16 protein-coding genes are annotated in these 14,173 nt (G+C 59.4%); 10 read left to right on the top strand and 6 right to left on the bottom strand.

The window, feature by feature from the left end; genetic code table 11:
• Positions 1–18 precede the first annotated feature (18 nt).
• A complete protein-coding gene (locus tag B0E33_RS13055) occupies positions 19–411 on the bottom strand; it encodes a hypothetical protein (RefSeq protein ID WP_077291432.1) in 393 nt (130 codons plus the stop codon).
• Between the two features lie 520 nt (positions 412–931).
• On the bottom strand, positions 932–1,837 hold the full coding sequence (locus tag B0E33_RS13050) for a LysR family transcriptional regulator (RefSeq protein WP_077291431.1): 906 nt from the start codon (positions 1,835–1,837) through the stop codon (positions 932–934).
• A gap of 98 nt (positions 1,838–1,935) precedes the next feature.
• On the opposite strand from B0E33_RS13050, the gene B0E33_RS13045 reads away from it, so the two are divergent.
• The 8 genes from B0E33_RS13045 (at position 1,936) to B0E33_RS13005 (ending at position 7,674) form a co-directional block, all read left to right on the top strand.
• Positions 1,936–2,550 carry an FMN-dependent NADH-azoreductase gene (locus tag B0E33_RS13045; protein ID WP_023002612.1) on the top strand — a complete coding sequence of 205 codons (615 nt, stop codon included), beginning with the start codon at positions 1,936–1,938 and terminating at the stop codon, positions 2,548–2,550.
• A gap of 284 nt (positions 2,551–2,834) precedes the next feature.
• Positions 2,835–3,032, top strand: coding sequence for a 50S ribosomal protein L35 (rpmI, locus tag B0E33_RS13035; protein ID WP_023002610.1), 198 nt, complete (start codon positions 2,835–2,837; stop codon positions 3,030–3,032).
• A 26-nt stretch (positions 3,033–3,058) separates the two neighbouring features.
• Complete coding sequence (gene rplT, locus B0E33_RS13030) at positions 3,059–3,418, top strand: 50S ribosomal protein L20 (protein WP_023002609.1); 360 nt, start codon at positions 3,059–3,061, stop codon at positions 3,416–3,418.
• 210 nt (positions 3,419–3,628) lie between these two features.
• Complete coding sequence (locus B0E33_RS13025) at positions 3,629–5,059, top strand: alanine/glycine:cation symporter family protein (RefSeq protein ID WP_023002608.1); 1,431 nt, start codon at positions 3,629–3,631, stop codon at positions 5,057–5,059.
• A 144-nt stretch (positions 5,060–5,203) separates the two neighbouring features.
• Entirely contained in the window at positions 5,204–5,731 is a 528-nt protein-coding gene (locus tag B0E33_RS13020) for an MAPEG family protein (RefSeq protein ID WP_208997809.1), read from the top strand.
• A 19-nt stretch (positions 5,732–5,750) separates the two neighbouring features.
• Positions 5,751–6,407 carry a 3'-5' exonuclease gene (locus B0E33_RS13015; RefSeq protein WP_077291430.1) on the top strand — a complete coding sequence of 219 codons (657 nt, stop codon included), beginning with the start codon at positions 5,751–5,753 and terminating at the stop codon, positions 6,405–6,407.
• Between the two features lie 325 nt (positions 6,408–6,732).
• On the top strand, positions 6,733–7,005 hold the full coding sequence (locus B0E33_RS13010) for a hypothetical protein (protein ID WP_031270062.1): 273 nt from the start codon (positions 6,733–6,735) through the stop codon (positions 7,003–7,005).
• A 348-nt stretch (positions 7,006–7,353) separates the two neighbouring features.
• Positions 7,354–7,674: a hypothetical protein gene (locus B0E33_RS13005; protein ID WP_139314091.1), complete on the top strand. Its 321-nt coding sequence runs from the start codon at positions 7,354–7,356 to the stop codon at positions 7,672–7,674.
• A gap of 15 nt (positions 7,675–7,689) precedes the next feature.
• On the opposite strand, the gene B0E33_RS13000 is transcribed toward B0E33_RS13005, so the two are convergent.
• Together B0E33_RS13000 and ggt are read right to left on the bottom strand one after the other, a co-directional pair.
• Positions 7,690–9,075, bottom strand: a complete 1,386-nt coding sequence (locus B0E33_RS13000; RefSeq protein ID WP_077291429.1) for a multicopper oxidase family protein — start codon at positions 9,073–9,075, stop codon at positions 7,690–7,692.
• A 107-nt stretch (positions 9,076–9,182) separates the two neighbouring features.
• A complete protein-coding gene (gene ggt, locus B0E33_RS12995) occupies positions 9,183–10,778 on the bottom strand; it encodes a gamma-glutamyltransferase (RefSeq protein ID WP_077291428.1) in 1,596 nt (531 codons plus the stop codon).
• 134 nt (positions 10,779–10,912) lie between these two features.
• Here ggt and B0E33_RS12990 point away from each other — a divergent pair, with 134 nt between their 5' ends.
• Positions 10,913–11,344, top strand: a complete 432-nt coding sequence (locus B0E33_RS12990) for a GlcG/HbpS family heme-binding protein (RefSeq protein WP_023002601.1) — start codon at positions 10,913–10,915, stop codon at positions 11,342–11,344.
• 190 nt (positions 11,345–11,534) lie between these two features.
• Here B0E33_RS12990 and B0E33_RS12985 read toward each other — a convergent pair whose 3' ends face one another.
• Positions 11,535–12,035, bottom strand: coding sequence for a GNAT family N-acetyltransferase (locus B0E33_RS12985; protein WP_077291427.1), 501 nt, complete (start codon positions 12,033–12,035; stop codon positions 11,535–11,537).
• A 19-nt stretch (positions 12,036–12,054) separates the two neighbouring features.
• Entirely contained in the window at positions 12,055–12,645 is a 591-nt protein-coding gene (phaR, locus tag B0E33_RS12980; protein ID WP_023002599.1) for a polyhydroxyalkanoate synthesis repressor PhaR, read from the bottom strand.
• Positions 12,646–12,940: 295 nt separating this feature from the next.
• Between phaR and B0E33_RS12975 the strand changes: the two genes are divergently transcribed.
• Positions 12,941–14,122: an acetyl-CoA C-acetyltransferase gene (locus B0E33_RS12975; protein WP_077291426.1), complete on the top strand. Its 1,182-nt coding sequence runs from the start codon at positions 12,941–12,943 to the stop codon at positions 14,120–14,122.
• Positions 14,123–14,173: the final 51 nt, after the last annotated feature.

The following is a 14,173-nucleotide window of genomic DNA, read 5'->3' as shown; positions in this document are numbered from 1 at the left end:
GGAAATGAATGCAGATCTTCAGGCAGCCGCAGCTTTTTCCTGTGAGCGCATGAAGTCGCGATAAGGCACCGGCCTGTAGCCGAAAAGCAGGTAATCGACCTTGTAGTGGTCGATCAGGGCCACATAGAGATCTTCCGCAATATCGACCACTTCAGTTTGCGGGTTCGCGTTTTCCCGTGGCAACGGCTTCTGGATATCGAGATCCTGCGCGAGCTGGGAAAGATCCATGTTCTCGAACCGGATCAGATAATCCGGCGCCTTGTTCGAATGCATGTGCATCGTGTACTTGAACTGCGGCGGCACCACGAAGATCTGTTCGTTGAACATTTTCCGGAAGAAGGTCAGCGGGTCCCAGGTTGGCAGGTCAGGATACCGGCTGCGGAAGCTTCCGACATATTTTTCCCGGGTCATGAACCTGTACCCGGACAAGGCCCGGTCGATCGGATCTCGTACAGCAACAATAACCCTGTAGTCATTCCAGCATTCTACAGGCGTATTTGTCGTCGGGAATCCGTGATTCCAGACTTCGTCAAAGCCAAGCCAATCTCTCAGGCTCGTACCAGCTACTTTGGGATTGTGTACAAAAACAATCTTTCGATCGTGGCATATGTTGGGATTCATATCCAAGGTTGTCCGAATTATTGTTCCGTAGCTTCAAAACAACATATTCACGACCTGATTCTCAAGAAAGAAATGTATTACGGGACAAAGTTTTACACTAAATAACACGTAAAGATTGAATATGGCGCCTTTCTTAGTGAAATAGCCTTAAATGAATAAACTTAATCGTATACATCAGTTTATAAATTCAGAAACACGATCAAAAATCATGAATATTTGAATTTATAAATATTCCTGGAGGTGAAAAATCTTCTTCATTTCAATAAATTGAATAAATAAACCAAAAAAGAACGGAGCCTCTGACGTATAATCAGTTCCCGGAACGTCCGAACTCTGTCTTCAGAAAATCGATCATCACCCGCACCTTGAGTGGCAGATAGGCCCTGCTCGGATAAAGGATCCATGCGGCGGTTTCAAAGTTCGCCGGAGCACACGTGTGGTCGGGAAAGAGATCGACCAGCCTGCCGTCCTTCAGGTCGCTCGCAATCAGCCAGTCGGCCAGCAATGCCGGACCAAGGCCAAGCCTGGCTGCTTCGCGTAGCGCAAGCGCGCTTGAAATTGTCGTTCTGCCGGACACTTCCACATCGAAGGGCGCGTCATCCCCAAGCCTGAAGCGCCAGGCATTGCGAAAATCCGGCAATGCAAAACACAGGCAATTTCGGGCAGACAGGTCACCCGGCGCCTCCGGACGCCCTTCCCTTTCAAGGTAGTCCTGCGAGGCCACCACCCGGTAATGGGTTTGCAGCAGCTTTGTGGAAATGAGATCGCCTTTCGGCGCCGCAGCCAGGCGGATAGCAAGGTCCAGTCCTTCGGCCAGAAGATCGAGATTGCTGTCGGAGGGAAAAAGCTCGACCGAGATATCCGGGTACCGGTCGTGAAACACCGGCAGAAGCGGGACGATTCCTTCCAGCACGAAGGCAACCGACGCCGTCATGCGCAAGGTTCCCCGTGGCTGCTGGCTTCTGGCGGCAATGTCCTCGTTCGCCGCCTCGATCTCCTCCACAAGCGGCGCAACCCGCTGGAGATAGGCTTCGCCCGCCTCCGTCAGCGACAGCTTGCGTGTGCTGCGCTGGAAAAGCCGCTGACCAAGCTCCCGCTCGATTGCAGAAACCGTCCGGGACACATTCGAGGCATCGAGATCCAGCGCCCGCGCGGCAGCTGCCAGGCTGCCAAGGTCGCGGACGAGCAGAATTGTCTTGAGGGCTTGCAGATCCATTCATGCAGAATAAGCACGAATATCCTGCGAGCCACAGTGTTTTTCCTCCACATGCGCAGAAATAACCTCCGGTCATCATCCAACCAGGAGATACCCGCATGACACTGCTTCTGCGCATCAATTCCAGTTCCCGCCAGACCGGCTCGCACTCCACCGCCATTGCCGATCATTTCGAGGCAAGCTACCGCCGCAAACATCCCGACTGCCGCGTCATCACGCGAAATGTTGCCGATGGCTCCATCCCGATCATCGGCCAGAAGACCATCGAAGGTTTCTATACCGAGCCCGCCTCCATGACCGCAGACCTGAAGGAAGCGACAGCCCTTTCCGACAAATTGATCGCCGAACTTCAGGAAGCCGACACCCTGCTGATTGCCGCGCCGATCTACAATTTCGCAGTTCCCGCGGCTCTCAAGGCCTGGATCGACCAGATCGTTCGTGTCGGGCACACATTTTCGTTTGACGGCAACAGCTTTCAGGGACTTGCAAAAACCCGGCGCGCGGTGGTGATTTCCGCCTATGGGGCCGAAGGCTATCTTGACGGCCAACCCTTTGCCGCGGCCAACTTCGTGCAGCCTTACCTCAAGTTCCTGTTGTCGTTCCTGGGCGTTGAGGATATCCGCTTCATTGCCGTGCAAGGCACCGTCGCCGATCCTGAAAAGGTCTCTGCCAGCCTTCTGGCCGCCCGGCAGGAATGCGATCTGGCTGCCTGATCGGCCTTGCTGGCGCACACCGGTCTCCGCGGCCACTGCTTTTGCCGCGGAGGACCGTGCCGCAGATCTGGCCGAAACCGCCAAAAAAGGCGCGCAAACCGGTTGCATTCCAAGGAAAGCTCCCATATAAGCGCCCGGTCCAGAGTCGTCCGGCTCGTCGTGGACTGGTTTTCTGTGTTCTTGCGCAGACCGTTTTCGACAACCGAGGGCATGCCGTGTCGGCTCTGAATGCACCAACAAAAGAGTATCCGTTCTGAACGGATGCACCAAGGAAAGGATGCAAAATGCCCAAGCTGAAAACGAAGTCCGGCGCCAAAAAGCGCTTTAAAGTGACCGCGACCGGCAAGGTGAAGACCGCGCAGGCCGGCAAGCGTCATGGCATGATCAAGCGCACGAACAAGTTCATCCGCAACGCCCGTGGCACCACCACGCTGAGCGACCAGGATGCAAAGATCGTGAAGCAGTTCCTGCCCTACGCATAAAGCCAGCCCCGAAGGAGATCACCTAAATGTCACGCGTCAAACGGGGCGTTACCGCCCACGCTCGCCACAAAAAAGTAATCAAGGCAGCAAAAGGCTATTACGGCCGCCGCAAGAATACCATCCGCGTTGCCAAGCAGGCCGTCGAGAAAGCCGGCCAGTACGCTTATCGCGACCGCAAGGCCAAGAAGCGCAACTTCCGTTCGCTCTGGATCCAGCGCATTAATGCGGCAACCCGCCAGCACGGCATGACCTATGGCCGCTTCATCGACGGTCTGAACAAGGCCGGCATCGAAGTCGACCGCAAGGTTCTGTCCGACCTCGCCATCAACCAGCCGGATGCCTTCAAGGCCCTGGTTGATCAGGCTCAGGGCGCCCTGGCCGCTTAAGGCAGGCTTCCCGATCCGATTTGAAAAACGCGGTTCATTCGAGCCGCGTTTTTTGTTGTCTGGTGGCTGCCTATCAACCCGGCAATTCAAAGCTGCATTTTCAAGCACCTCTCTTTTTTATTGCAAACCCCGGAAATTGAAGCCTACCCTTCCGGTTCCGATGAGGCTGACCCTTCGTCAGCCTTGCGGAAAACAAGGAGGGTTGGATCCATGCAGCTTGTCGAGGCGTTCTTCGCCCTAATCGGCGACCTGACCTGGGGGTGGGCACTCATCCCGTTTCTCGTCGTCATTGGCATCTTCTTCACGGTCGTTACCGGTTTCGTTCAGCTACGCTTCTTCCTGCGTATGTTCCGCGTATTGTCTTCCAAGAACCAGTCGGGTGATCCCAACGCCATCTCTGCCCGCGAAGCCCTGCTTCTGTCAGTCGGCGGCCGGGTTGGTGGCGGCAATATCGCCGGCGTCGCCGTGGCAATCACGCTCGGTGGTCCCGGTGCGGTCTTCTGGATGTGGGCCGTTGCCCTTGTCGGCATGGCAACCAGCCTGATCGAGTGTTCGCTCGCCCAACTCTACAAGCGCTCCACGGGTGACGGTACCTATCGTGGCGGACCCGCCCGCACCATCATCCATGGCCTAGGCGCCGATTACCGCTGGCTTGCGGTGCTTTATGCACTCTGCCTCATGGCCTCCTTCGCCTTCGGCTTCAACGCCTTCCAGGGCAACACCGTGGCGGGCGCCGCGGAAGAAAGCCTCGGCATCGGCCGTCTGTGGACGGGCATAGGCCTGACTGTGCTGACCGGCCTGATCGTCTTTGGCGGCATCCACCGCATTGCAAAGGCAGCGGATGTCATCGTGCCGATCATGGCCGTCGGCTATATCGGCATGGCACTGGTGATCATCCTTCTCAACATCACCGAGGTGCCCGGCGTCATCTATTCCATCGTTCTCAACGCATTCGGGCTGGAAGAGGTGGTCGGCGGCGGCATGGGCGCAGCCCTTGCGCAAGGCCTGCGCCGCGGGCTGTTCTCCAACGAGGCCGGCCTCGGCTCGGCTCCCAACGTTGCCGCCACGGCGGAAGTCCGGCACCCGATCAGCCAGGGCATCACCCAGTCCTTTTCGGTCTTCATCGACACGATGATCATCTGCACCTGTACGGCGCTGATCATCCTGCTCGGCGATGTCTATGCGCCGGGTGCAGAAGGCGTTGACGGCGTCGTCCTGACCCAGCAATCGCTTGCCTCCCACCTCGGTGGCTGGACGAGCTATTTCCTGACCGGCGCAGTGCTGCTCTTCGCGTTCAGCTCCATCATCTACAACTACTACCTCGGCGAAAACGCCCTCAGTTCGATGACATCCAGCACCATGGCCCTGCACGTTCTCAGGGTCGCCGTGATGGGCGTCGTGTTCCTGGGGGCGACGGCACCGAATGCAACCTCGGTGTTCTTCTTCTCCGATCCGCTGATGGGCGTCCTGGCTGTCGTCAACCTACTGGCTCTGATGATGCTGTTCCCGACGGCAAAGCGGATCCTGGACGACTTCAAGAGCCAGCTTCGGGAAGGTGTCGCCCGACCGGTGCTGAACCCTGACAACTTCGCGGATCTCGACATCGACCGCAGCGCCTGGACCGGCAAGGCGCCGGACTGACGGTCTCAAAGACGATCACTTGCACTGGCGCGGCCTCTTGGTCGCGCCAGTCTGCCTGCGCCGGGGCCTGCCAGCACTTTTCTTTTGAAGCCCGGTGTGGTCCTGTTCCCGTGTCGGTTCCGTCAGCAAACGCGAGGCAGCAGGTTGCCCCTGACAGCGAAACAACATGGCGTCATGAAGGGCATGATCGCGGCGGTAATCGTCGCGGCCACCGGGCTTGGCCTTGGCGCCGTTCAGTATCCGCAGGACTGGCTGCCGGACGGCTCGCCGCAAGCGCGCCTTACGCTGGCAGCCCAATGTCTGCTGGCCGGCGCTTTCTGGCTGCTTTTGTCGATAGGCCTTCTGGCGCGGCATCGCTTTTTCACACCGGAGGATATCGACGGCAGCGGACTGACCTCAGGCACCGAAAAGGCCAAGCTGTTGCAGGCCGTGCTCCAGAACACGCTGGAACAGAACACGCTGGCCGCCCTTACCTACATCGCATTCGCAGCACTTGCCCCGGCCGGGTATCTCGGCGCTTTGCCTGCCGCCGCACTCCTGTTCTGGTGCGGACGCGCTCTGTTCTGGAACGGTTATGAAAAAGGCGCGGCCGCCAGGGCCTTCGGCTTTGCCCTGACATTCTATTCAACCGTTCTTCTGTTTCTGGCCGCCCTCGCTTTTTCCTTCTTTTGATCGGACGGACCTCTTTTTCATGCATCACGTGATCATTTACGACTGCGAATATCTGACCGCGCCCGGCGCCATGAGCCGGCAATGGTGCGGCCCGCTGGATCCGGATCCGAATGTCGCCCAGATTGGCGCGGTGAAACTCTCGCTCGGGGGCGGTTATGACATTCTCGATACATTCAATGTCCTGATCAAGCCGAGGGACAGGTTCGGCAGGCACCCGAATGTAGATCCTTTCTTCACCGAGCTGACCGGCATTACCCAGGCGGACATCGACCGCGAAGGCCTTGCCCACGCCGAAGCACTGGAAAAATTCGCAGCCTTCGCAGAGGGGGCGAATTTCTGGTCCTGGGGCAAGGACGAACTCACCCTTCTGGCGATCAGTTCCTATATCGAAGGCCTGACACCACCTATCCCCGCCCGCCGCTTCGGCAACGCCATCGGCCTGATCTTGAATGCGGGCACCCCCGTTGAGGATATGGGCAAAATGACGAGCGGTCGTCTGGCGGAGTATTTTGGCCTAAAGACACCGGACGGGCGGCAACACGACGCTCTCGACGATGCCATGTCGGTTGCCGTGAGCCTGCAGCATCTTCTGAGGAGTGAGAAACTGACCGCCGAGGACTTCGCTCTGCCACTCGCGGTCCGGCTGCCAGAACTGTCGGAACACCGTTCAGCCTGAGTCCTCCCCCCGCAGGTCAAACCTGATTCCCTTTGCCGTCAGGACTTGACCCTGCCTGCAACGGGCCGGTTCCGGTTACCACCGCTATCCCCACTTCCCACTGAAAAGTGTCCGGTTTTGCGCCACTGCATTAACGATTGTTAATGCGGATCGGCGGTTTTCTGCGGACAAAAAGTTAACAAGAGGTTAACGTGGCACGGTGATTGCGACGTTTCAGGTGAGGCAGCCTTGGGCGTGCCATTCTGAAACAATGAGGCGTTAAATCGTGCGAGTTAACCCGGTTTCTTCTGCAGGTCGTGCCAATGTGAGGCGGAAGCGTCCCTCCGTGGGAGAGACGGAATCCGAGCGGCAGGCGACGTTTGACACGTATCTCCCCGTTCCCGTGGAACCGGAGCTTGAGCGCGAGCAGATTGCCTTCAGCGCGCGCTACCGCCCAAACTCTATTTTCCTCGCCCATCTGATCGCGACGCGAGATGGAGAGCCCCAGACAAGGTTCCGCAGGCAAACTGAGCCTCTCACCGGCGTGAACTCCTATCGGGCAACTGCTGCCCTGCCACGCCAGCGCCCTGCCGGCCGACTGCTCAAGACCGAGCGCTAGGCCAACCTGTTTTAAAGTTCCAGAAGTACCACTGGAGACCTTCAACCCGGGGCATTGCTCCGGGTCTTTTTTTGGTTTGCCCGAACACGCTTCAGGTGAGGATCTTGGAGGGGCATATCAGCCGGACTGCAGAGGCTGGAGGCAGAAGCACCGTGGCAAATGACGGCACCGGGAACAAATTCTGCTGACAACCGTTACCTCTAGACAGCAGCGGGCAAACCCTTCACCCGTCAAAGTGTGACGCGCGTCACATTTTTCTGTTGTCAGAGACCCTATATTGAAAAACAGATCCGGACTCCCCGGACCTCCGAAAGACTGGCCACGGACTGGCCCAACCCGGAGACTGAAATGCAAGTAAGACCCGTATCGGCCATCCATCCCATGCGCATCCGGCAGAAGCCGGTAACCGCTCCGACTGAAAGAACCGGCTTCGGTTCGACCTCAAATGGTCAGTTTGGCGCTCTGGATGCCGTCCCCGCACATCTCGCCGCACAGGCTTCTCAGCGTGACGCCTATTACGGCGCCCATGCCGAATATGCCACCCAGCTTCTGGCCGGAGACTCGTTTGACGAGCAGACCTGGCTGGAGCGTCGGCAGCATGTCGCGCAATATGCATCCGCCGCCGAAGACGGCGACGAACGCTCCTACACAATCTCCCTGTCTGCCTGACCTGTCAAAAAACGCTCAGGCTTCTACACGCAGGAAACCGGCCAGGCCGGTTTTCTGGTGTTCGATCACATGACAATGGAATGCCCAGTCGCCCGGGTTGTCGGCAACCAGGGCCACTTCCATGGTTTCTTCTTCCAGAAGCAGCGCGGTATCCGTCACCAGCGGCGGCAGCTTGCGCTTGTTCGACCGCAGCAACTGGAACGACATGCCGTGCAGATGGATCGGATGATCGTTCGGTGATTCGTTTCGGAAGCGCAGGATGTAGGACTTGCCGTGCCGCATGGTCGCCAGCGGATCGAATGGCCCCGGCACATCCCCGCCCCAGGCCACCCGGTTGATCGACCAGAAGGTATAGCCGAGCGAACCACAAATGCTGGCCTGCGGCGCATCCCCGCCCGGAGACCAACCGAACACGAAATCCAGAACCTCGGCATTGGCAAGGTCTGCCTGTGGCACAGGGTTCGGCTTGAGCGGCTTCAGTTCGCGCAGGTCCCTGCCGGCTGTCGCACCCTTGGGCTGGAACGTCGCCAGCACCTTGTCGCCATTCGGCTTTTTCAGAACAAGCGTGGCGACCTCGTCTTCACTGTCCGGCACACGCAGGGCAACATCAGCCCGCTGGCCGGGCGCAAGCACGATTTCGTCCATCGCCACCGGCTGCGGCAACGGGTTGCTGTCGATTGCGATCACCAGCGCCTCGGCACCCGAAACTGTATATCTGCCGACCCTTGTGAGATCGGTGACAGCCAGACGCAGACGCACGAGAGACCCCGCGGCAAGTTCATAAACGGGTTGTGGTTGCCAGTTGACTGTCGAAACGGTTCCGAGCGTGCCGCCTCGCGCGGCATTGCGAGGCTTGTAGAAGGCAATGAACTGGCCGTCGCCCCCAAGCCGGAAATCACGAATGTTCAGTGGCAGGTCGCTGTCGAAGCCGGCATCTTCCTCGTCTTCCACCACGATCACCCCGGTCATTCCCCGGGCGATCTGTTCCAGCGTGTTGCAATGCGGGTGGTACCAGAAGGTGCCGGCGTCAGGCGGCGTGAACTCGTAGCGGAACGCGTTTCCCGCCTCAATCGGATATTGCGTCAGATAGGGTACGCCATCCATGTTGTTGGCGATCCTGAGCCCGTGCCAATGCACCACCGACGCTTCATCAAGCGCGTTCTTCACGTCGATCGTGGTGGTCTGTCCCTTGCGGAACCGCAGCACCGGTGGCGGACCACTGGGGCTGAAGCTCATCATGTCAGCCGTGACCGTTTCCGGCAGCACCGAATGATTGAGCCTTGAAAGGGTCAGGCTGTGCTCGGCGGCCAGTGCCTGCCTGGCACCAAGTCCACCGGCTGCAAACGCCGTCAGCGCGCCGGCGCCGCCAAGCAGGATCTCCCGCCTCGAAAATCCGGGCATATTGAAAACCTCATATGAATATCGGCGCGTCCAACCGCACCAAACACCCGTGAGGCGGCGATCACAAGGTTCAAATTGACGCGGTCAGGTGGCCGGCCGAAGCCTGGTCAGTAGCCTCCGGCATGCCCGTCCTTGCGTGGATCGGAGCCTGCGGTCAGCAAGTGCCGGGCCTTGTCGATCATGATGGCCTGGGACCCTCCGATCGGGCCGGACGCCGGAACGACGGAATGGCCCAGCGCGCGAAGGCCGTCCAGCGTGGACGGTGGCACCAGTCGTTCCGCCTGCAGTTCGTGGCTGGCGATGTCGAAGAACATGCGCGGGAAGTCGATGGCGGCCTGAACATCCATGCCATAGTCAATGATGTTGGTCAGCACATGTGCATGGCCGCAAGCCTGGTAGTGACCACCCATCACGCCGAACGACAGGAACGGCGCGCCTTCTTTCAGCACCATCGCCGGGATAATCGTATGCATCGGCCGCTTGCCGCCGTCGATGGAATTGGCATGTCCCGGCTCGGCCCGGAACGAACTGCCGCGGCAATGCAGCAGCACACCGGTTTCCGGAGCGACAATGCCGCTGCCGAACCCGCTGAACAGGGAATTGATGAAGGAAACCGCAAGTCCGTCCCTGTCGACGATGGTCAGGTAGACCGTATCCGTCTGCGGAGCCAGCGCACTTGCCGGGACCGAGTCCATCCGCTTGGTCAGCGACACCTGCCGGGCAAGCTGGTCGATATAATCCGCGCCGATCAGCCGTGTGTGGCAGACATCCATATAGCCCGGGTCGGTGATGAACTGCTCCCGGACGCCATAGGCCAGACGCGCGGCTTCCATTTCCAGGTGGAAACGTTCCGGACCGAGCGGATCAAGGCTTTCCAGGTCGAACTGTTCCAGAATACCGAGCATGATCAGGGCAACGATCCCCTGCCCGTTTGGCGGCAATTCGGCCACCGTGTGGCCCTTGTAGTCCCTCAACACCGGTGACACCGCTGTCGTGTGGCAAGCGGCCAGATCGTCCTGGGTCATCAGCCCGCCGCGTGACTGCAGCGCGCTCACGATGTCGTCGGCAACCGGGCCAGAATAGAAGGCATCCGCCCCGCCCTCGGCAATTGCCGAGAGAGTGTCTGCCAGACGCGGATATTTCAGAACCGTGCCGGTTTTGGGTGCTTCGCCCTTGATCAGGTAGCGCGCGGCCGAAACCTCGTCGGCGCGCAGCTTGTCGACATCCCCGGCCCAGTCGCGCGCAACACGCGGGGCAACCGGAAATCCGTCGCGGGCATATTGAATTGCCCGCTTGAACAGGGACTTGAAACTCTTGGTGCCATGCGCCTTCAGCAACGTTTCCCAGGCCCGAATGGCACCGGGTACGGTCACGGCATGCGGCGACGTGTCGGTGATGTCCTTGACGCCAAGCTCTGCAAGCTTTTGCGGTGTCGCGGCCCGCGGGGCTGCACCTGAGCCATTGAAACCCGTCAGGCGTCCATCCGGCTCCATGACTATGGCAAAACAGTCGCCGCCGATGCCGGTCATATGCGGTTCGACAACACATTGAACCGCAACTGCCGCGATCGCGGCGTCAACCGCATTGCCACCTGCCTGAAGCACTTCCAGAGCCGCGCTCGTTGCCAGCGGATGAGAGGTCGCAGCCGCTGCTTCGCGTGCAAAAACCGGGGACCGGCCCGGGGCCTGAAAATCACGCTTCACTGAATTCCTCCTGGCCGAAGTGTCTTTCTTTCCGAATCGCAGCAATAGCTTCTCGGGAATGCCGCCTATTCGCCAATGCCATGTTCTGTTAGCAAATCGGTATCGCGGTCAGCACCTTAAGGAGAAGTGGGAAAATGCGCAAACTGACATTATCAACGGCAGAGACCATCATTTCTGCCGCTTTTGAAAAAGCAGCCGAGCTGAATCTGAAACCGCTTACCGTTGCTGTCCTCGATGCGGGTGGTCATGCCATCCTGCTCAAGCGGCAGGACGGATCCTCGATCATGCGTCCGCAGATCGCCACGGGCAAAGCGATCGGTGCACTCGCTGTCGGCACCGGCACCAGATGGCTGAACGCCAATGCAGAGTCCCGTCCGCATTTCGTCAACGCTCTGAACGGCGTTTCCGGCGGGGCCATCGTACCGGTGCCCGGCGGCGTTCTGGTGAAGAACGACGAAGGCGAAACCCTTGGCGCTGTCGGCATTACCGGCGACACGTCCGACAATGACGAAGCCTGCGCAGTCGCCGGCATTGCCGCTGCAAGCCTGGTTGCCGACTGCGGCTGAGGGAAGGACCGGATCTGCCTTCTCTCAAGAAGCCTCACCTACCCTTCACCTCATCCTGAGGAGGGCCGATAGGCACGTCTCGAAGGATGGGCTGCAAACACAAGAGCAAGCGGCCCATCCTTCGAGACTCGAGTGAGCTCGCTCTTCGGGATGAGGCTTTATTTTGACGGCGGTCCGGGCTGACGCCCGTTCAGACCGGCCCCAGGGCTTTGCGATAGATATCCAACGGCCCCGAAGCCGATTGAAGTGTTTTGACCTGCTGCCAATCCCGTCTGAGGACGAGCGACCCGGCCGTTGCCGTTGCAGTCAGAATTTCCGGAAATCCGATCCTGGTGGCTTCCCGTTCTGCGGCAGCGATCAGCTTGATGCCGATACCTGCTTTCCGGAAATCGCGATGCACAAGCAATGCGGTTAGCCAAGCGCCGGGATAAAGGTCCGACCCCGGCGAGGTATCGCGCAGGGAGACCGTTCCCAACGGCCTGCTATCTCCGTCCAGCGCGACCAGACAGCGCGGCAGGCGAGCATTTGGCAGAAGGCACTTTTCCAGATCTTCCCGCGCATCGCCGGGTTGCCCCGGGCCATACCAGTCGGCCCATTCCTCGACAAACCACGTCTCGAGGATTTTCAGCAACACGGGATCATCGCCAAGCGCAATGATGGCGACGGTCATGCGGTCGAGATCACGGCTCATTGCAGGTCGCGTAAACGCCTCAGGACTTTTCGCTGAGCTGGTTGATCTTTTTCTGCATGTCTTCCAGCTGGCGCTTCATGTCGTCGAGATCGTTCCCGCCGGACTTTGCAGGCTTGGCCTGGCTCGCCGGGTTGGCAGTCGCAGCCGGATCTCCCCCTGCGGCCGGAAAGGGCATGAACATCTTCATGGCCCGTTCGAACATCTCCGTGTTGCGCTTGACCTGGTCCTCGATGGCCTCGAACGCCGTTGCGCCGAAAGCTTCGCTCATTTGCGAACGCAGCTTTTCCTGCTCCTTGGTGAGCGAGGTCATGGAATATTCCAGGAAGCTCGGCACGAGGCCCTGCATGCTGTCGCCGTAAAAACGGATCAGCTGGCGCAGGAACGTGACCGGCAGAAGATTCTGCCCCTTGCCTTCCTGTTCGAAAATAATCTGGGTCAGGACCGACCGGGTAATATCCTCACCGGACTTCGCGTCATAGACGACAAAGTCCTCCTCCCCCTTCACCATCACCGCCAGGTCCTCAAGCGTGACGTAGGTGCTGGTGCCCGTGTTGTACAGGCGCCGGTTGGCGTATTTCTTGATGATTGTCGGCTCGTTGGTCTTGGCCATCCGTGAATTCCGCCTATCAGCCTTGTGGCTAGTTTCCCATTTGACGACAAGGCTTTCGCAGGCCTGTCATCTCCTCCGTGTAAGAGACTAAGCCAATCGTATCGGATCGTGCCAGCCTTTTTATGTGCGCTGACGAAAGGATTATACCGCAAATGCGAAAACAGGCCTTCGATACGGAGTGTTACGGTTGACACAAATCTCAGCGCAGTTTCTAGTCCATGCATAATAAGCATCGACAGGTGCCCCTGCGGCACCAGTCCACTACGGTCAATTGGCCTCAAGTCTGGAGAGTATGATGAGCGCTTTCACCGATATCGTCATTGTCAGTGCGACCCGCACGCCCGTGGGGTCGTTCAATGGCGCCTTTGCCAACACCCCGGCGCATGACCTCGGTGCCATTGTCATGAAGGCGGCCATGGAACAGGCCGGCGTCGAAGGCGGCGACATCGACGAAGTCGTGTTTGGTCAGGTTCTGACGGCCGGTCAGGGCCAGAACCCGGCGCGTCAGGCTGCCATCAAGGCAGGCATTGCCGATAGTGCGACGGCATGGACGCTCAACCAGGTCTGCGGTTCCGGTCTTCGCACCGTTGCCATTGCAGCGCAGCAGATCATTTCAGGCGACGCCACCATCATGATGGCAGGCGGCCAGGAAAACATGTCGCTGTCGCCGCACTGCGCCCACATGCGCGCCGGCTACAAGATGGGCGACTACAAGATGATCGACACCATGATCAAGGACGGCCTTTGGGATGCCTTCAACGGCTACCACATGGGCCAGACCGCCGAGAACGTCGCCGAAAAGTGGCAGATCAACCGCGACCAGCAGGACGAGTTCGCAGTTGCTTCCCAGAACAAGGCAGAAGCTGCCCAGAAGGCCGGCAGGTTCAAGGACGAGATCACCGCGGTAACCCTGCAGGAACGCAAGGGCGAGCGCGTCGTTGCCGATGACGAATATATCCGTCACGGCGCCACGCTGGAAAGCGTCGCCAAGCTGCGTCCGGCCTTCACCAAGGACGGTTCCGTGACCGCCGCCAACGCCTCTGGCATCAACGACGGTGCAGCCGCCATTCTGGTGATGAGCGCCGCCGAAGCCGAAAAGCGCGGCCTGAAGCCGCTCGCTCGCATCGCCTCCTGGGCAACTGCGGGTGTCGATCCGGCAATCATGGGCTCCGGCCCGATCCCGGCATCGCGCAAGGCGCTTGAAAAAGCCGGCTGGTCCGCTGCCGACCTTGATCTCGTGGAAGCCAACGAAGCCTTCGCCGCTCAGGCTTGCGCGGTCAACAAGGACATGGGCTGGAACCCGGACATCGTCAACGTCAACGGCGGCGCGATTGCCATCGGCCACCCGATCGGTGCGTCCGGGGCTCGCATCCTGACCACCCTGCTGCACGAAATGAACCGCCGCGACGCCAAGAAAGGCCTTGCAACACTGTGCATCGGCGGCGGCATGGGTGTCGCCATGTGCCTGGAGCGCTAAGCCGCAAAGGGAAAGAAGGATCATGGCCGGGCCTCCGGCCATGATCGGGAA

Origin of the sequence: Roseibium algicola (assembly GCF_001999245.1) — a bacterium.
Lineage (GTDB): Bacteria > Pseudomonadota > Alphaproteobacteria > Rhizobiales > Stappiaceae > Roseibium > Roseibium algicola.
Note: the sequence above shows the minus strand (reverse complement) of the source record. Positions and strands in the feature narration are given on the sequence as shown.